Raw genomic sequence first — 18,490 nt, 5'->3', positions numbered from 1 at the left:
AAGGAATAACAAAAAAAAGATGCAAAACATATTTTCACAAATAAAAGGAGATAGAGCCATTTGGGCGATAGCTACATTGTTGGCTATTTTCTCGTTTTTGCCTGTGTATAGTGCTGCAAGTAACTTAGCTGACTATGGTGAGAGCGCTAATACTTTTTCTTTTTTTGTAAAGCATTTTATGCATTTGTCACTTGGATTTGCAATTATGTTTGCTGTTCATAAAGTTCCGTATAGGTACTTTAAAGGGTTATCTATGATTTTGATTCCTGTAGTATTGGTATTGCTTTTAATTACAATTTTACAAGGCTCTACAAATTCTCAAGGAACAAATACAAGTCGGTGGATTAATATTCCTGTGGTAAATATGTCGTTTCAGACATCAACTTTAGCTGCTGTAGTTTTAATGGTATATGTAGCACGCTATTTGTCTAAGATTAAAGATAAAGTCATTTCGTTTAAAGATACCATTTTGCCACTTTGGGTACCTGTGTTTTTTGTGTTAATCTTAATTCTTCCAGCTAATTTTTCAACAACTGCAATTATTTTTACAATGGTGATGATGTTGACATTTATAGGAGGTTATCCCATTAAATATTTATTAATAATCATTGGTACTGGTTTAGTGTCCTTAACGCTTTTTGTTTTAGTTGCAAAAGCATTTCCGGAGGCAATGCCAAACCGAGTTGATACTTGGATGAGTAGAATTGAAAATTTCTCAAATAGTGAAGATACTGAAGCAGACTACCAAATAGAAAGATCTAAAACGGCAATTGCATCAGGTGGTATTTTTGGGCTTGGTCCAGGTAAAAGCCCAACAAAATATCTATTGCCACAATCATCTTCAGATTTCATTTTTGCAATTATCATAGAGGAGTATGGTTTAGTTGGAGGGTTGTTTCTGTTAGTGATGTATTCTTGGTTGCTGTTTAGAATTGTTATTGTATCTCAAAAATCAGATACTGTTTTTGGAAGGTTATTAGTGCTTGGTGTTGGTTTGCCAATAGTATTTCAGGCATTAATAAATATGGCAGTTGCAGTTGAGTTGTTTCCTGTAACAGGGCAAACATTACCTTTAATTAGTAGTGGTGGAACTTCAATTTGGATGACGTGTATGGCTATAGGAATTATACTTAGTGTTAGTGCTAAAAGACAAGAAATAAAAGAGAATGAAATTATTGAAGGAGATAATCCTTTAGATATATTAAGTGAAACAATTTAGGATGGGATTTTTAAAATTTGAGTAATAATAAAACATACAAATTTATCCTTTCAGGAGGAGGTACAGGAGGTCATATCTATCCTGCAATTGCTATTGCAAATGAGTTAAAAACGCGCTATCCAAACGCAGAGTTTTTATTCGTTGGTGCTTCTGATAGAATGGAAATGGATAAAGTGCCTCAGGCAGGTTATAAAATTGAAGGCTTGTGGATTTCTGGGATTCAAAGAAAACTTACGCTAAAAAATGTAATGTTCCCATTTAAGTTGTTGGTTAGTCTCTTGAGGTCAAAAAAAATTATAAAGTCATTTAAACCCGATGTTGTTATTGGTACTGGTGGCTTTGCTAGTGGCCCATTATTGCAAATGGCTACGGCTAAAAAGATACCAAGTTTAATTCAGGAGCAAAATTCTTATCCAGGAATTACAAATAAGCTTTTAGGTAAAAAAGTAAATACAATTTGTGTGGCTTATGATGGTTTAGATAGATTTTTTCCAAAAGAAAAGATAAGGCTTACAGGAAACCCAATTAGAAAGAATTTGCTTGAAATAGAAGGAGTAAATGTTAAAGCTAAAGATATTTTTAAACTCATTCATAGTAAGCATACTTTATTAGTTTTAGGAGGTAGTTTGGGTGCAAGAAGAATAAACGAATTAATTGAATCTAACCTAGATTTTTTTGAAGAGAATAACGTGCAATTAATTTGGCAATGTGGTAAGCTATATTATGATCGATACAAGCAATATAATAAACTGAAAAATGTTCAGGTACACGCATTTTTAAACAACATGGATATGGCTTATGCTGCTGCAGATGTTATTATTTCTAGAGCAGGCGCGATTTCAGTTTCGGAGCTGTGTATAGTTGGTAAACCTACGGTTTTTATTCCATCACCTAATGTAGCAGAGGATCATCAGACTAAAAACGCAAAAGCGGTTTCTGATAAAAATGCTGCACTATTAATAAGAGAAAAAGATTTAGAATCTGAGTTTCAAAAACAATTTTCAGAATTGATTTTAGATAAAGATAAACGTGAAGAATTAAGTAAGAATATTAAAGATTTAGCTTTAATAAATGCTACGCAAGATATTGTAGATGAAGTTGAAAAACTATTGAATTAATGATAGATAAGAGTAAAGATATTAGTTTTAGTGAAAAAGCCTTTCCTAATGGAAAAGGTTTGGCATGGGCTTCTAATGTTTATTTTGTTGGAATAGGTGGTATTGGCATGAGTGCATTGGCGCGTTACTTTGTGGCTAATGGAAACCATGTGGCTGGTTATGACAAAACTCCAACTGACATTACTAATGATTTACAAAATTTAGGAGTTGCTATTCATTTTAATGATGATATTACTGAAATTGATACAAAGTATTTAAATAATAAGGATACTTTGGTGGTTTATACACCAGCAATTCCAAAAAATCATTCTGAGCTAAATTACTTTAAGAATAATGATTTTAATATTTATAAGAGATCTGAAATTTTAGGAGAAATCACGAAACAAACCACGTGTTTAGCTGTTGCTGGTACACATGGTAAAACCACAACAACGAGTATTTTAGGTCATTTACTTAATAGTTGTGGTGTTTCTGTAACGGCTTTTTTAGGTGGCATAAGTGAAAACTATAACTCAAACCTAATTTTGAATGGTACTGAAGTAACTGTTGTAGAAGCTGATGAGTTTGATCGTTCGTTTTTAACTCTATCTCCAGATTTAGCATGCATAACATCTATGGATGCAGATCATTTAGATATCTATGGAGATGCTTCAGAGCTTACAAAAACATTTAAAGAGTTTTCAGAATGTATAAAGCCAAATGGTAGATTGTTTGTGAAAAATGGTTTGCCACTCAAAGGAATAACCTATGGTATAGAAGATGATTCTGACTTTTGTGCAAAAAATATAAAAATAGAAAACGGTTCTTATGTGTTTGATTTGCAAACGCCTAATGAGTTGTATGAAGGTTTTCAATTTAACCTACCTGGTAGACATAATTTGTCGAATGCAATAATCGCCTTGGCGATGGCTGTAATATATGGTTGCCCTAACAACCAGCTCGCCAAGGGTTTAGCATCTTACAAAGGGGTTAAACGTAGATTTACTTACCAGATTAAAACAAATGATTTTGTATTTGTCGATGATTATGCTCATCATCCAGAGGAAATTAATGCAGTACATCAGGCAGTTAGAGAAATGTATCCAGATAAAAAAGTATTAGCTGTATTTCAGCCGCATTTATTTAGTCGTACAAGAGACTTTGTAGATGAGTTTGCTAATAGTCTTTCAAAATTTGACGAAGTCTTATTGTTAGATATTTATCCAGCAAGAGAGTTGCCTATTGAAGGAGTCACTTCAAAATGGCTTTTAGATAAAATTGAAAATCCTAATAAAAAGCTGATTTCAAAATCAGAAATTATTAATGAAATTAAAACTTCAAAAGCTCAAGTTGTTTTAACGCTTGGTGCAGGAGATATTGGAGCAGAAGTAAAACATATAAAAAAAGCACTTTGTATTGCGAATTAATTATAACTACATAAAGGTCATAGGGTTAGTGCTTGTGGTTGGTTTTTTGTTTGCCTTTTCTAAATATAGAAATGACTACAGAAAAGTGACAGAACCAAATATCCAATTTTTGGGCGAAAACACCTTGTTTATCACCGAAGAGGCTGTTAGTAAATTGTTAATACAAAATCAAGATCATGTTGCGGGACAATCCAAAGATATCATAGATTTGAATGAGTTAGAAACTGCCCTGAAATCTAATCCAATGATTAAGAAAGCAGAAGTGTTTATGTCAGTAAATGGTGAGCTTTCGGTAGAAATAAAACAAAAACAACCTATTGCTAGAGTACATACAAATGCATCATATTATATAGATGATGAAGGTTTATATATGCCTTTGTCGTCTAATTTTGCAGCAAGAGTGCCTTTAGTTACGGGTAATATTAAAAAAAACAATTTAGAGACAGTTTTTCAATTTGCAAAAGCTGTCAATGAAGACGAATTTTTAAAAAAGCATGTGATAGAAATTCATCAGAACGATGATGAAACTATCGATTTTAAAATTCGAAAAAGCAATTTTAGAGTTCATTTAGGAACTTTAAAAAAGCTAAATAAAAAGATAAATAATTTTAAGGCTTTTTATCAAAAGGCATTAAAAGATAACATATTAAACAAGTATAAGTTAGTTAATCTAAAATTCGACAAACAAGTCATTTGCACCAAAATATAAGCTATGGACAATCATAACATTTCGGTAGGTTTAGATATAGGAACCACAAAGATTGTGGCCATGATTGGTCGTAAAAACGAGTATGGTAAATTAGAAATTCTAGGTGTCGGTAAATCTAAAAGCTTAGGAGTTCATCGTGGTGTTGTAAATAATATTACGCAAACTATTCAATCGATTCAGCAAGCTGTTCAAGAAGCAGAAGCAGCAGCATCAGAAAAAATAGAAGATGTTACCGTAGGTATTGCAGGTCAGCATATTCGTAGTTTGCAACATAGCGACTATATCACAAGAGCAAATTCAGATTTAGTTATTGATGAAACGGATATAGATCGTCTAATTAATCAGGTACACAAGTTAGTGATGCTTCCTGGTGAAGAAATTATTCATGTACTACCACAAGAATTTAAAGTTGATGGTCAGGCAGAGATCAAAGAACCAATAGGAATGTACGGTGGAAGACTAGAAGCCAATTTTCATGTAGTCGTTGGTCAAGTATCATCGATTAGAAACATAGGTAGATGTGTTAAAAGTGCCGGATTAGAATTAGAAGGCATCACTCTAGAACCATTAGCATCTGCAAACGCAGTATTAAGTCAAGAAGAAAAAGAAGCTGGTGTAGCTTTGATTGATATAGGTGGAGGAACAACGGACTTAGCAGTTTTTAAAGATGGAATTATTAGACATACTGCAGTGATTCCATTTGGTGGTAATGTTATTACAGAAGATATAAAAGAAGGGTGTTCTATTATAGAAAAGCAAGCAGAGCTACTAAAAATAAAATTCGGATCTGCTTGGCCTGGTGAAAACAAGGATAATGAAATTGTATCTATTCCAGGGTTAAGAGGTAGAGAACCAAAAGAAATAACATTAAAAAACCTGTCTAAAATTATTCACGCTCGTGTCGTAGAAATTATAGAACAAGTTTATGTAGAGATAAAGAATTACGGCCACGAAGAGCAAAAGAAAAAATTAATTGCAGGTATAGTTTTAACAGGAGGTGGAAGCCAATTAAAGCATTTAAAGCAACTTGTAGAGTACATTACAGGCATGGATACCAGAATAGGATATCCTAATGAGCATTTAGCAGGTGATAGCGATGAGGATATTGCTAGCCCTCTGTTTGCTACAGCAGTTGGTTTGGTAATGGATGGTCTTAAACGTCAGGAACGAAAAAAAGCTGAGGGAGTTGAAGTAGAGATGCATGCTGATGTTGCAGAGAATGAAATTGATGACGAATTGCAACCAGAAGAAATTGTAGAAGAACCAAAGAAAGAGCGTCGTTCTTTTTTAGATAAGTTGACAGAGCGTGTTAAAGAGTTTTTAGATAACGCAGAGTAGATAATTAATTAATCAAGATATAAAATCCCATAATCTCAAAAAATATGAGTAGTAATAACGAATTTGGAAACATCTCATTTGATTTGCCTAAACACCAATCTAATGTCATTAAGGTTATTGGTGTTGGAGGTGGTGGTAGTAATGCCATAAATCACATGTTTCAACAAGGTATAAAAGGTGTCGATTTTGTTATATGTAATACCGATGCTCAGGCACTTCAAAGTAGTGGTGTTCCAAATAAAATTCAATTAGGAGTTAACTTAACCGAAGGTTTAGGGGCTGGTGCAAATCCAGATGTTGGTGAGCAAGCAGCTGTAGAGAGTATAGAAGATATCCGCAGAATGTTAGATACCAATACAAAAATGGTATTTATTACTGCAGGAATGGGTGGTGGTACAGGAACAGGTGCTGCACCAATTATAGCTCAAATGGCTAAAGAATTAGACATTCTTACTGTAGGTATTGTAACTATGCCATTTCAGTTTGAAGGGAAAATGCGTAATGAGCAAGCGCAACGCGGTATAGAAAAGTTAAGAGAGCATGTAGATTCATTAATTGTAATTAATAATAATAAATTAAGAGAAGTTTACGGAAATCTTGGTTTTAAAGCAGGTTTCTCTAAAGCGGATGAGGTGTTATCTACAGCATCCAGAGGTATTGCAGAAGTAATTACACATCACTACACGCAAAATATCGATTTACGTGATGCTAAAACGGTATTGAGTAACAGCGGTACCGCTATTATGGGGTCTGCAACAGCATCTGGTCAAACCAGAGCGCAAGATGCAATAATGAAAGCCTTAGACTCACCATTATTAAATGATAATAAAATTACAGGTGCTAAAAATGTATTGTTACTTATTGTTTCTGGTTCTCAAGAAATAACTATAGATGAGATTGGCGAAATTAATGACCATATTCAAAATGAAGCTGGTCATGGCGCTAATATTATTATGGGTGTTGGTGAAGATGAATCATTACAAGAGTCTATTGCGGTAACTATAATTGCAACAGGTTTTGATATCGATCAGCAAAATGAAATTTCTAATACCGAAACTAAAAAAGTAATTCATGCCTTAGAGGAGGTTGCAGAGGAAATAAGTACACAAGAAAAGGAGCCAGCTATTATTACTCCAGATATTGTATTAGAAGAAAAGAAAGAAGATCCAATTGTGCGTCATACACTATTAGATGAAGATGAGGTTGAAACTAAAGCAAACCAAGGTATGGATTTAATTCCAACTACAGATTTGCTTAAAAACATGGATGTGGTTTATGATGAAGTGTTAGATTCAAAGGCAGAATTAAATGTAGAACCAGAAGAGTTTATCATTACACCAATTGAGAATAAAGTAGAGACAACTAAAATAGAGCCAGAAGATGAACAAATTACTTTAACTTTTGATTTGCCTATTTCTAAAAAAGAACCAGAAACTATTGAAGAGCCTGAATCTAATGAAGGTATGATGTTTTTTAGTTTAGATGAAGAGGTAAAAGATATTAAGGTTAATGAACCTGTTGAAGTAATTCCTGTGACCGAGGTTAATGAAGCTGGTGAGAAACGTTATGCTTTAGATGATTTTGAAACCTATGAATCTTCTATTAATACAAAAGCAGAGCAAACTGAAGTAAAAGAAGAAATTGTTTTCGAAAAGAAAGTTGTTCCTGTTGAAGAAACTGAAGAGCTAACAGAGGAAGAAATAGATCCAATGAACAGCCCAATTTCTGAACTTATTAAAGCTCGTGCAGATGAGCGAAGAAAACACATGAAGGATTTTAATTATAAATTCAATACAGCTAAGATAGACGAAATAGAAAAGGAGCCGGCTTACAAAAGACAAGGAGTTAATCTAGAAGATGCTCAACATTCTTCAGAAACCAATGCTTCAAGATTATCTGTTGGTACAGATGATAATAACGATATTCAATTAAGAAGTAATAATTCTTTTTTACACGATAACGTAGATTAGTAGCAAGTTTAAGTTAAGTGTTTTTACACCATGTCAAGCCCGAAATATCTTTCAATATTTTGGGCTTTTTTGTTAATTGTATAAATCTCAACTTAGCTAAGTTTTTTAGTATCTTCGCAATTCAATTCAATTAAGATAAAAATGAGCTTACAACAAGATATTATGACTGCTATGAAGGCAGCCATGAAAGCAAAAGACCAAACAGCTTTAGCAGCATTAAGAGCAGTGAAATCTGAAATATTGCTCGCTAAAACAGCAGCAGATTCTGAAGACGATTTAACAGAAGAACAAGAGTTGAAAATCTTATCTAAAATGGTAAAGCAACGCAAAGATAGTGCTGCCATTTTTTTAGAACAAGATCGTAAAGATTTAGCTGATCCAGAGTTAGCACAAGCTGAAGTGATTGGTCAATTTTTACCAGAAGCATTAAGTGAGGAAGAAATAGAAAAGATTGTAGTGATGACTATAGATGAAATAGGCGCAGAAGGTATGAAAGATATGGGCAAAGTTATGGGGATTGTAAATAAAGAATTAGCTGGGCGAGCAGACGGAAAGACGATATCTAGCATCGTGAAGGCTAAGTTGATGTCTTAATAGAGAATCTGCTTTCACAAGTAGTTCTGGCCTCGTAGTTCAACTGGATAGAATATCAGATTTCGGCTCTGAGGGTTGGAGGTTCGAATCCTCTCGAGGTCACTAATAATGTGTAGCGTCCTAATAACGTTACAGAATTAATAAGTCAAAGGTGGTAATTTTAGATTGCTGCCTTTTTTTTTTTTTTTGAAGTATTTTCAAATCAATCAAAACAAAATTGTGAGTAATCTTTGTAATTATGATTTCGTACATAATATAAAGTATATATAATCATTCTTCTTTTATGCTTTATCCATATATTTAAGCATGATTTACCTACAGGAAACCCAACCGCCAGAGATAAATGCAATGCCTAAGGTGTTTTTCTTAATTGTTCTATGTGTTGTAATAGGTTCTGTAGTTTTAACGAGGGTTTATTTTGTTATAGAAAAGCTTTATGCCTCAAAGAATAAAAAACCTTTTTTCCTTAATGTTGTGCTGTTTAAAAAAGAACTTTCAAGACAACAATTATCAATTCTAAAAAAAGAGTTTAGTTTTTATAATAATCTCAACGAGAAAGAGCAATCTGTATTTAGACATCGACTAGCAACATTTATAAACCAAAAAGAATTTATTGGAAGAGATGGACTTTTTGTAGATGATAAGATGGTAACTCTCATATCCGCTACAGCGGTAATGCTAACATTTGGTTTTAGAAATTACCATCTCGATTTATTTGATAAAATCATCATATATCCTGAAAGTTATTATTCAAAAATCAATGAAACATATCATAAGGGTGAAACTAATCCGCAATTAAGAGCTATTGTTTTTTCTTGGGAAGATTTTAAACAAGGTTATCATATAGGTGATGATAACTTAAATTTGGGGATACATGAGTTTGGTCACGCCATTCATTTAAATGCATTCAGTAATAACGATATAAGTAGTGAGATTTTTAAAAGTGGGTTTAATCAACTAACAGACTATTTACAACATCATAAAGTAGTGAGAGAGGATTTAATAACCTCCCGATATTTTAGAGCATACGCTTATACCAATCATTTTGAGTTTTTTGCTGTTCTTTTAGAAAATTTTATTGAAACTCCAATTGAGTTTAAATCTAATTTTCCAGAACTTTATAAGCATATGAAGCAAATGTTAAATTTTAATTTTGCTAATTATTAAAGCAAAAGAAATAAACATCATTTTTAAGTGTTAACAACAATATAGTATATGAAAAGAATATTAGTAACTGGAGGGGCAGGATTTGTAGGTTCTCACCTCTGCGAACGACTTTTAAACGAAGGAAATGAAGTCATTTGTTTAGATAATTATTTTACAGGTTCTAAACGTAATATAGAACATTTAATGGATCATCATTATTTTGAATTGGTGCGTCATGATATTACGAATTCTTATATGGTAGAAGTAGATGAGATTTATAACTTGGCATGTCCAGCATCACCTGTTCATTATCAATATAACCCAATCAAAACTGTGAAAACTTCTGTAATGGGTGCCATTAATATGTTAGGTTTAGCTAAACGTGTTAAAGCTAAGATATTACAAGCATCGACGAGCGAAGTATATGGAGATCCAACAGTTCATCCTCAGTTAGAAAGTTATTGGGGAAATGTAAACCCTATAGGTTTACGTTCGTGTTATGATGAAGGGAAACGTTGTGCTGAAACGTTGTTTATGGATTATCATAAAGAGAACAAAGTAAAAATTAAAATCATAAGAATATTTAATACGTATGGGCCTAGGATGCATCCAGAAGATGGTAGGGTTGTGTCTAATTTTATTGTTCAAGCACTAAAAGGTGAAGACATCACAATTTTTGGTGATGGTACACAGACTAGAAGTTTTCAATATGTAGACGATCTTATAGAAGGAACAATTAGGATGATGAATTCTAGAGACGGTTTTACAGGTCCTGTAAACATAGGTAACCCAAGAGAGTTTACAATGTTACAATTAGCAAATGAAATTATCGAATTAACAAATTCAAAATCCAAAATAACCTTTTTACCACTTCCTCAAGACGATCCTATGCAACGTCAACCAGATATTAGTTTAGCAAAGCTAGAATTAGAAGGTTGGGAACCAAAAATACAGTTGCGAGAAGGTTTAAAAAGCACAATCAATTACTTTGATAAGGTAATCAGAGAATAATTAATCAAAGTCGCTTATAAAAAAAAGTCCTTTTTTTAAAAAGGACTTTTTTTGTTCTATGTAAGTTAACAATCTTTTGTCTAAAGTGCGAAAAAAGCTTGTATATGTGTTTGGTAGTGGTTGTTGTCTATACCGCTTTCAGCATGGTCCATAGCAAATTTACCTATAACCTGTGCTCTAATACCAATAGTTTGTCTTCTATTTAGCCAAAATAAAATACCTCCACCTAAATTTAAAGAGATATTTGTTTCGTCAATATTAAAAAATCCAACACCAGCATTACCGTAAAAATCTATCCAGTCTGCAGAAGGAAGTAGATGTTTACCAAAATAATATTTTGCATGAGTGTCAAAAGAAAAGTACGTATAATCTTCTTGTAGTTCTATGCCATCAATTTCATCACCTTTAGCAAATGAATTAAGTGTAAAAGATTGTTCTATAGATAATCCTGAAGTCCAACCCACCTCAACAGCAAGAGAAACAGGTAGGTTAATAGCCCAATCGCCCATACCGTTTACTGGAGATTGAGAGCCTTGGCTATTGATTGCATTTAAACCGATACTTCCAAACCATTCATTAGAGCTTGAAGATTGGCCAAATGAGCTTAATGTAAATGCTATAAGTGCTGTTAGTAAAAGTGATTTTCTCATGAAATGAATATTTATTATAAAAATCAAAGTTAAACTTTATGACGTATAAAACAAATAAAGACGTAAAGATTATTTAGGGTAAAGTATAACTAAACTTATTTATGAGTTTTTTAAGACATGTTTAAAATAGCTAAAAACACGTTTTTTATCATTTATGAGTGCTTTTCTGTAGGCATTGTTAGTTAAGAAATGAGGGATTCTACCCACTAAGGTGTATAGGAAATCGCTAACTTTTAAAAACCTATTCCAATATTTATAAAATTTAAGATGCTTTAACTTAAAGAGATAAAAAGAGGTGTAGAGATTAATTTTTTTTTGCTTGTTAAATGATATGTCATTAAAAAAAAGATTTAGTGTGTTATAGTAGCGTTTAATTATTTTGTTTTGTTTTAACTCTGAATGATGATTGTAATACCTCATTAAGGTAATGCAATCATAAGCAGATCTAAAGCTTATGCTATTATATAAACGGCCTTTGTCATTAACCTGATAATTTAAGATGTTGTGTTTTGTTAAGTGTTGTAATGCAGGTATATAGATGCCGTTGTTTTCTTGTTTTAATAATAGGATATTAGAATTAGTTAGTGCTTTATCTTTATAATTTACAAATAATTTTCGGTGCAATTCTACAGCGCAAATGTATTTATCTGTTTTTAATCTAGGAAGGTGTTTATGTTCAAAGAAATCATGGCCTAGAGTTTGTTTAATGGGATAATAGGAGTCTTTTTTTAAAATAGAAAAGGCTAAATCAAGTTGGTGCTCTGCAACCAAAATATCAATATCACCTAGCATACGTTCAGCAAAATCGTTGTAAAAACCAGCTGCTATTAAAGCTGAGCCTTTTAAAAAAACATGGTCTATATTGTGAGTTCTAAATAGTTCAGAAATATGATGTATCTGCTCAAGTATAGATTTGTTTCTAGTACTGTTTAATAATGTAATTTCCTTCAGGTAAGTATTTAATTCATCAGGCAATAAGTGAGTAAGTTGCCTAGATTTTAAACGACAATAAATAGCTGGTAAAACAAGATGTTTACTTCCTGTTATAACAATGCCATCCCAATCAAATAAAGGATTACTAAAGACCTTTTCTAATTCTGAGTTAGCCGTCTTAAAGCTAAGAATATCAGCTATATGTTGGTATGTAATAGCTAGATTAGCCATTGGATTACAAATGTTGTGCTAAATATAAATCAATTGTTTTTCATTTTTCTAAACAAAGTAGTTATTTCTTCAATAGCATTATTGGTGTTGCTATAGGTTAATTCGTAAATATTTACTTGTGTAAGCCAGTCTAGTATCTGTTTAGCATGCGTAGGGTTTGGAGATAACCAAGAGTCTGGTATAAGAGTTTCTAAGGCCTTTTTTATAGAAACATTCTCTAAGGTTGTTTCAGCACTACTTTTGTAGTTAACCATAATAATAGATTTACAAGGGTAGCTGTCTTTTTTAGGTGTTTTACACGGAACATATTTTAGTAATCCTTTAGTTTTGTTGAAGAAAGTATTAGGAATATCATCAAAATCATCAATCAAAGGACGTAAAGTATTAAAGGCTCCTTTTTTAATTGATATGGCTGATGGATTGTAATAAATATGTGAGTTTTCTGATGAAATAGGAGAAACATCATCTGCTAACAACGCAAAACCATGAGCAACTAATAGTGCGCTTAAAGTGCTTTTGCCTTTGCCAGATTCGCCTATAAATAAAATAGAATTATTACCATCAGTAATAGTAGAGCCATGAAAAGTGCCTAACCAATCAGATTCTTTTTTATTATGAATATACGAGAGCATTTCCATAATAAATTTACCTTGTAAGAGATGGTAATTTCTTTTTTGTACAGAGGTAATGATTGTATTGTTTTTTAATAAAACTAATTGATTTCCTTCAAGGAAAATATCAAAAACAATTTTAGAGGCATGAAGAGCTTCTACTTCAAGATGAGCAATTGCAGGATGTATAGTTTTTTGTACTAAGTCGGTGTCATAATTAACTTGAAAATACCTGCCGTTTGCACAATAATGCTTTGAAATAGCACAGTCGTCGCTTTCAAAGTGCAATGTTTTTTTGTCAAAAGAATCTTTTTCTAGATGACATTGTTCTAAATAGGAGTTCAAGGTCTTGGCTATGTTGATATAATCAACATTAGAATCTACTAAAGCTAGTTTTTTGCCAAAAGCATCTATAGAATTAGATTCAAAATAATCGTCTAATAGATCTTTAAAATCTAATTCTACAATGCTATATACATTAGAGTTTTTATACCAAAGCACCCAGTAAGAACCAAACAAGCGTTGATATGTTGGCGCTAAATTGTTATTCAAAACTTATGAAATTAATCAAAAGGATTTCCACCTGGATCTGGTGGAGAAGATGATTGTGCTTTAAGGGGATTTAAAATCACAAAAGTACCTACAGCTGTTAATGCCGCATACTTCCCCATTTTTTTAATGGCATCTTTACGAGTGATTTTTTCTAGATTATTGTCTTTCTTCATGGCGTTTGCCTAAGTTTGGTTTAAAAATAATAAAATAATTTATTTATCTGTAGGAAAGGTATAATACTTCCCTTTTTAAAGCTAATTTTAAAAGTAAGGCTTTTCAACTTTTATGCTAAATTAAAAAGCCTTACAATCTGTAGATACTTTATAAGCATCATAAAATAAGCTTTATCTATTTTAAGATAATTTTTTCAGTTTTAACGTTATTTCCATCTACAAGTTTTACAATATAGACTCCTGTGTTTAAAGAGTTAGTGTTTAATACTTGTAGTCTCGAGTTATTGTTTAGTGGTTTAGAAATCACTAAACGTCCCTGTATGTCATATACATTAGCAGTAGTGTTTTTTGTTAATTCACCTGCAATGTTAATTGTACGATTAATCGGGTTGGTGTAAATGCTAATGCCATCAAAAATGTTATCAGAGATCGATAAAGCACTATTAGTAAATCTAAGATAAAAACGCCCAACACCATTTAAATCTTCAGTTGGAGTTATAATATAATCACTAGCGCTAATCAATGTAGATGAGCCTGTTAAGCTATCATCTAGATATACATCTATTGAAGAAGGCAAAGAACTCTCTGTAATACTAAATGTTAATTGCTCTCCCATATTAGCATTAACACCTAAAGCTATGGTGATGTCATTATAATCTGTTTTGCCAATAGCTTGGGTTGCAAACGGAACATTGTTGTTGTCTGCAACTAAATGAGAATAGATAGAAAATGCTGGTGCAATACCACCTAATAAACTAGCGTCATATCCTGGATCTAAGCCTAACCCAGAAGAAGCTGTAAAATAAACCTTAGTAATAAAGCTATCAGTAGCATTACTCAAGTTAAGATTTATATTAGTGGTTTCAGAAGCTGTTCTGCCTGCTATAAAATCATCAGCGGTTGAGGTTATACGCATATCTGGAGTTGTAGTTGTAAATTGAATATTACCTCCACTAGCATTAGAGGCTACAAAGAAACCTTGACCTGGTGCAATATTTAAACTAGTGTTCTCTAATGCGCTAATAATAGTGTAATCATCAGTAGAAGTTCCGTTTGTACTATCATTATAGCCATAAATAACTTGAGCACTAGGGTCTAATAATGCAGAATTTTGCGTTAAAAAAGCTTGAGCATCTAAATAAGAAGGGAATGGGTTACCAACTAAATTTAAAATACTTGCAGTACCTTGGTCTATAGCAACCTCTACTAAACTGTTATTTACAGTACCTTCAAAAGACACGAGGTTAGAAGGTGATCCAACTGTAATACCTGTACGGTAGCCAACACCAGCGGTTAGAGGTGTAGTATCGGTGTCATTCCAAAGTTCGTAAGGTGTGGTGCCATTATCATTATCAAAACCACCAAATAATACTTCAGGACCGCTTTGGTTGGAAAGGATATTTGAGTTGTTTCCAATAAAAGTATTAAAAGCTTGTCCTGTTAAAGGAGCGCTAATTAAATCATTGCCATTAACAGCATTGTTGGTGTTGACATAACGGTTATAGGTTACAGTGCCTGTAATGGATCCATCTAAAACTAAACTAGAGTAAGAAGTTGATGTAGATTGAAGTGTTACGCTGTTAGCAGTTAGTGTATTGCCAGCTTCTACGTCTAATGCTGCTCCAGGATTAACAACAACATTATTAAGGCTAGCATCTGAGCTTAATACAGCTACACCATCAACAATAATTGCGTTTGATGCACCTGTAGTACCATCAGGATTACTTGGATACCAAGCGCCACTAGAATAGCTGTGGCCACTGTATATCCCTTTTATTTTAAAATCATCAAAAGCTAAATCTTCATTTCCAGAATTCATAGAAACTGTAATTCTTATATCTAATAAGGAGCCTGTTGAGCCTATAGATTTTGAAAATTCAGAAAATGATGTTGTTAAAGAGGTGCCGTCTCCAGTACCATTAAAATCAGTATCTTCAAGGAAAGAGGTGTTAGTTCCTCCACTATTTTCAAAAGCTAATAAATTTGTCCATCCGCCAGAATCAATTTGGTATTCAATAAGTACAAAATCTGAAGAATCAATACCACCACCATTAGATGCAAAAGAACCTATAAATGATAAACTGGTATAGTCACTAATGCCAATTCCAGTCCATGTTAACTGGCTAGGATTTGCACTACCTGTCCATCCACCATCATCAAGATCTTGACCAGCAAAGAAAGTGCCATTAGTATTAGAATAAGATTCGTTTATATTAGAACCATTAGTGATTTGAAAATAGTCTTGAGGACCATCATTACCTTCACCACCTAAGGTAACAGTGTATAAATTACTGTTATTAAAAGGTTCATGCCAAAATGCAAAATCAGGGCTAGGATCATTTTCTGTAATGGTCAAATCAAAAGTAGATTGAGAGCCAACAGCAGCATTATTGCCACCAGTAATATTCTGAATTGTGAAGGTTAAAGTTTCATCACCTTCATATACCATATCATCAGTAACTGTAATAGTTAAAGTTTCATCGGTAGAAGAATTTGCAGGAAATGTAACAGTTTGTGTGGTGTAGCCATCAATATCTGCATTGTTTCCAGAGGTTAAAACCACATCAAAAGAAGTAGCATTTGTAGCATCAGCATTTATTATCGAAAACGTTAAGTCGGTTGTAGTTACACCTTCTGAAACTGATGCTGAAGCTGATGTAAACTCTACTTCGGTATCTGTACTTGCTGGAATGATGTTAATGGTGTAATCTTCGTAACTAGCAAAAGTACCAGTGTAGCAAGGTGTAGGTGTGGCTAAATCTGCACCTCCAATTCGTAAACGATGTTGGCCTAACGTTGCACTCATTGGAACAGTAAAGTTGGTACTAAGTGTTGTAGGATTGTCGTTTAAAGATTCACCAGAATAAACTTCTTCACCAGAATCTTCAAAATCACCATCACTGTTATAGTCTATCCATATTTTAGTATTGTAGGTGTAACCAGTTTCGTAAGTAATATCTAGATTTACAATACCGCCTTGCTCTACATCGGTTGATTGAGCGGAATAGTCTCCGTAATTGTTTGTTTCAGTACTTGTAGGATTATTAATAGATCCAAAAGAAACATTTGTGATACCATCTCCGTCAACAGATGATGGTGATGGAGAACACCAACTTAATACAGGTGTGCCGTTGCTTGAAACACCAGTGCTCCATGTAGTGTTTTTTCTTGCAAATACAGTAAAATGATATACAGTATTGTTGGTTAATCCATTAATGGTTTCAGATTCTCCTGTGCCTTTATATACAACATATTCATTACTGCCTAGGTCTGTACCAGAGCCAAAAGTAGTGTTAGCTGTATAAGAAGTGCCATCTCCTGATGGGGTGTTAGTGACCGAAGAAGTTTCCTTAGCAATTATTAAGATTTCATCAAAGCAATTTTCATTAGTCCAAGATAAGTCTAACGTGGTATTGCCAGCAGTAATCATAAAGGAAGTTACATCTGTTGGTGTTGCGCATGGTGTACTAGCATTTGCATTTAAGCCTAGAGAATATTCAGATCCATCATAAGAATAAGCTTCATAATAATAGGTTGTGTTTTCACTTAAGCCAGTATGGTTGTATGTCCCAGCCCCATTACTGTTAAATAAAACAGTGCCGCCTGCAAAAGCATTACCAACACTTGCTGGTGCACCTGTAGGTGTTGTGAAATTGTTATCTGTATTAAATACTATAACAATATTATCACCTGAGGTGTTGTCGTCATAAGTTAAATCTATTTGAGTTGAAGAAACTGCAGAAGCAGAAAATGCATCTGGATTGTCTGGGCCAGAAGATGCTATTCCAGAAATAGTTACATCATCAATTGTCCAATATTCATTGCTACTATTATTATTCATAGTAATGCGTACAACGAGTTGTGTAGTGCTAGGTATACCAGTAATTGAAATGAACGAATATCCATCGCTAGTTCTGAACCCTCCGCCTGCTGGTTCAAAAATGGTTTGATTGTCATCACCATCATAAGCTGTTGTTGCATTTCCTGTTCCTGTGTCAAATGACCATTTTGCATTACTGTTTCCTTCGATTTCAAGCTCATTAGAAAATGTAGACCCTCCATCTGTGCTAATTTCTATTAAAACTTCATCAGAGCCATCATTTCCATTCCCGCTAGATCCTGCGAAAGATGCAAGCCTAAAGTTAAGTTCAATATTGGAAAAACCGCTAACATCTAGTGAGTTAAATGTTAGGGTAGATGTAGTGTTGTTGGCTTCCCAACCTCTGCTGCCAGAAACAAAATTATCATCGCCTGTAGGGTATGGTCCACTACCAGTCGAGTTTGAGCCACCAGAATTTGAAAAGTTCAATACTGGTGTCTGAGGTGAAGTTTCAAAATCTTGTATTGCTATTGTAGTCTGCGCAAATGTAAACGCAGAAAAAAGGAATACAATCAAAAGCGTGTAAAAATTCTTCATGTTTAGATTAAATAAAAAATTATCAAAAAAGTAGGAGGTTTTGTGTAAGAAATGGAAGTCAAATATAATAAAACTAAAGGTACAGAAATAATTTAGATGTTAACAAACGGTTAACATAGATAATAAGACGCATGCTTAAGATTAAAGTCACTTTTTTTGATATTTTAATGTCTGTTAAGGCATCTTAATCGGTATACTTAGGATGATTATATGTTAATTAAAATGGATAACTCAAAACATGTTTGTAAACAAATAATGCGTTACAAAAAATTAAGTTAGAGAGCTAATATTAATTTTGTTTAAGGTCTTGCTTGATGCTGCAAGAATTGTTTTAGTTTTGCAATCATTGTTTTTGAGTTATAAACTCAAATTAATTTATTAAGAATATACGTAATGGATGCTATAAGAATTA

The 18,490-nt window shown here is 33.1% G+C and carries 14 protein-coding genes and 1 tRNA gene; 10 read left to right on the top strand and 5 right to left on the bottom strand.

Going from position 1 to position 18,490, the window contains the following annotated elements:
• Positions 1 to 19 precede the first annotated feature (19 nt).
• From N4A42_RS08535 to N4A42_RS08490, 10 genes are all read left to right on the top strand, one after another.
• Positions 20 to 1,219, top strand: a complete 1,200-nt coding sequence (locus N4A42_RS08535) for an FtsW/RodA/SpoVE family cell cycle protein (RefSeq protein ID WP_294072799.1) — start codon at positions 20 to 22, stop codon at positions 1,217 to 1,219.
• A gap of 17 nt (positions 1,220 to 1,236) precedes the next feature.
• Positions 1,237 to 2,337 carry an undecaprenyldiphospho-muramoylpentapeptide beta-N-acetylglucosaminyltransferase gene (gene murG, locus N4A42_RS08530; protein ID WP_294072796.1) on the top strand — a complete coding sequence of 367 codons (1,101 nt, stop codon included), beginning with the start codon at positions 1,237 to 1,239 and terminating at the stop codon, positions 2,335 to 2,337.
• Complete coding sequence (murC, locus tag N4A42_RS08525) at positions 2,337 to 3,743, top strand: UDP-N-acetylmuramate--L-alanine ligase (RefSeq protein ID WP_294072793.1); 1,407 nt, start codon at positions 2,337 to 2,339, stop codon at positions 3,741 to 3,743. Before murG ends, murC begins: the two co-directional genes overlap by 1 nt.
• Positions 3,733 to 4,452, top strand: a complete 720-nt coding sequence (locus tag N4A42_RS08520; protein ID WP_294072790.1) for a cell division protein FtsQ/DivIB — start codon at positions 3,733 to 3,735, stop codon at positions 4,450 to 4,452. Before murC ends, N4A42_RS08520 begins: the two co-directional genes overlap by 11 nt.
• A gap of 3 nt (positions 4,453 to 4,455) precedes the next feature.
• Positions 4,456 to 5,790: a cell division protein FtsA gene (gene ftsA, locus N4A42_RS08515; protein ID WP_294072787.1), complete on the top strand. Its 1,335-nt coding sequence runs from the start codon at positions 4,456 to 4,458 to the stop codon at positions 5,788 to 5,790.
• 44 nt (positions 5,791 to 5,834) lie between these two features.
• Positions 5,835 to 7,760: a cell division protein FtsZ gene (gene ftsZ, locus N4A42_RS08510; RefSeq protein WP_294072784.1), complete on the top strand. Its 1,926-nt coding sequence runs from the start codon at positions 5,835 to 5,837 to the stop codon at positions 7,758 to 7,760.
• A 141-nt stretch (positions 7,761 to 7,901) separates the two neighbouring features.
• Positions 7,902 to 8,354, top strand: a complete 453-nt coding sequence (locus N4A42_RS08505; RefSeq protein WP_294072781.1) for a GatB/YqeY domain-containing protein — start codon at positions 7,902 to 7,904, stop codon at positions 8,352 to 8,354.
• A 28-nt stretch (positions 8,355 to 8,382) separates the two neighbouring features.
• Positions 8,383 to 8,456, top strand: a tRNA-Arg gene (locus N4A42_RS08500).
• Between the two features lie 204 nt (positions 8,457 to 8,660).
• Positions 8,661 to 9,521, top strand: a complete 861-nt coding sequence (locus N4A42_RS08495; protein WP_294072778.1) for a zinc-dependent peptidase — start codon at positions 8,661 to 8,663, stop codon at positions 9,519 to 9,521.
• 48 nt (positions 9,522 to 9,569) lie between these two features.
• Positions 9,570 to 10,511 carry a UDP-glucuronic acid decarboxylase family protein gene (locus N4A42_RS08490; protein ID WP_294072775.1) on the top strand — a complete coding sequence of 314 codons (942 nt, stop codon included), beginning with the start codon at positions 9,570 to 9,572 and terminating at the stop codon, positions 10,509 to 10,511.
• 80 nt (positions 10,512 to 10,591) lie between these two features.
• On the opposite strand, the gene N4A42_RS08485 is transcribed toward N4A42_RS08490, so the two are convergent.
• The 5 genes from N4A42_RS08485 to N4A42_RS08465 form a co-directional block, all read right to left on the bottom strand.
• Positions 10,592 to 11,161, bottom strand: coding sequence for a hypothetical protein (locus N4A42_RS08485; protein WP_294072772.1), 570 nt, complete (start codon positions 11,159 to 11,161; stop codon positions 10,592 to 10,594).
• Between the two features lie 99 nt (positions 11,162 to 11,260).
• Positions 11,261 to 12,325 carry a nucleotidyltransferase family protein gene (locus N4A42_RS08480; RefSeq protein WP_294072769.1) on the bottom strand — a complete coding sequence of 355 codons (1,065 nt, stop codon included), beginning with the start codon at positions 12,323 to 12,325 and terminating at the stop codon, positions 11,261 to 11,263.
• Positions 12,326 to 12,354: 29 nt separating this feature from the next.
• Positions 12,355 to 13,488, bottom strand: a complete 1,134-nt coding sequence (locus tag N4A42_RS08475; protein WP_294072766.1) for a hypothetical protein — start codon at positions 13,486 to 13,488, stop codon at positions 12,355 to 12,357.
• An 11-nt stretch (positions 13,489 to 13,499) separates the two neighbouring features.
• On the bottom strand, positions 13,500 to 13,661 hold the full coding sequence (locus N4A42_RS08470) for a hypothetical protein (RefSeq protein ID WP_294072763.1): 162 nt from the start codon (positions 13,659 to 13,661) through the stop codon (positions 13,500 to 13,502).
• A gap of 175 nt (positions 13,662 to 13,836) precedes the next feature.
• Complete coding sequence (locus tag N4A42_RS08465) at positions 13,837 to 18,078, bottom strand: GEVED domain-containing protein (protein ID WP_294072760.1); 4,242 nt, start codon at positions 18,076 to 18,078, stop codon at positions 13,837 to 13,839.
• Positions 18,079 to 18,490: the final 412 nt, after the last annotated feature.

Source organism: Winogradskyella sp. (assembly GCF_025210595.1).
Classification (GTDB): domain Bacteria; phylum Bacteroidota; class Bacteroidia; order Flavobacteriales; family Flavobacteriaceae; genus Winogradskyella.
Note: the sequence above shows the minus strand (reverse complement) of the source record. Positions and strands in the feature narration are given on the sequence as shown.

What these genes read in the sequence shown, in the direction of transcription:
- N4A42_RS08535 (WP_294072799.1), top strand. Translation starts at nt 20, where the DNA reads ATGCAAAACATATTTTCACAAATAAAAGGAGATAGAGCCATTTGGGCG.
- murC (WP_294072793.1), top strand. Translation starts at nt 2,337, where the DNA reads ATGATAGATAAGAGTAAAGATATTAGTTTTAGTGAAAAAGCCTTTCCT.
- ftsA (WP_294072787.1), top strand. Translation starts at nt 4,456, where the DNA reads ATGGACAATCATAACATTTCGGTAGGTTTAGATATAGGAACCACAAAG.
- ftsZ (WP_294072784.1), top strand. Translation starts at nt 5,835, where the DNA reads ATGAGTAGTAATAACGAATTTGGAAACATCTCATTTGATTTGCCTAAA.
- N4A42_RS08505 (WP_294072781.1), top strand. Translation starts at nt 7,902, where the DNA reads ATGAGCTTACAACAAGATATTATGACTGCTATGAAGGCAGCCATGAAA.
- N4A42_RS08495 (WP_294072778.1), top strand. Translation starts at nt 8,661, where the DNA reads ATGATTTACCTACAGGAAACCCAACCGCCAGAGATAAATGCAATGCCT.
- N4A42_RS08490 (WP_294072775.1), top strand. Translation starts at nt 9,570, where the DNA reads ATGAAAAGAATATTAGTAACTGGAGGGGCAGGATTTGTAGGTTCTCAC.
- N4A42_RS08485 (WP_294072772.1), bottom strand. Translation starts at nt 11,161, where the DNA reads ATGAGAAAATCACTTTTACTAACAGCACTTATAGCATTTACATTAAGC.
- N4A42_RS08480 (WP_294072769.1), bottom strand. Translation starts at nt 12,325, where the DNA reads ATGGCTAATCTAGCTATTACATACCAACATATAGCTGATATTCTTAGC.
- N4A42_RS08470 (WP_294072763.1), bottom strand. Translation starts at nt 13,661, where the DNA reads ATGAAGAAAGACAATAATCTAGAAAAAATCACTCGTAAAGATGCCATT.
- N4A42_RS08465 (WP_294072760.1), bottom strand. Translation starts at nt 18,078, where the DNA reads ATGAAGAATTTTTACACGCTTTTGATTGTATTCCTTTTTTCTGCGTTT.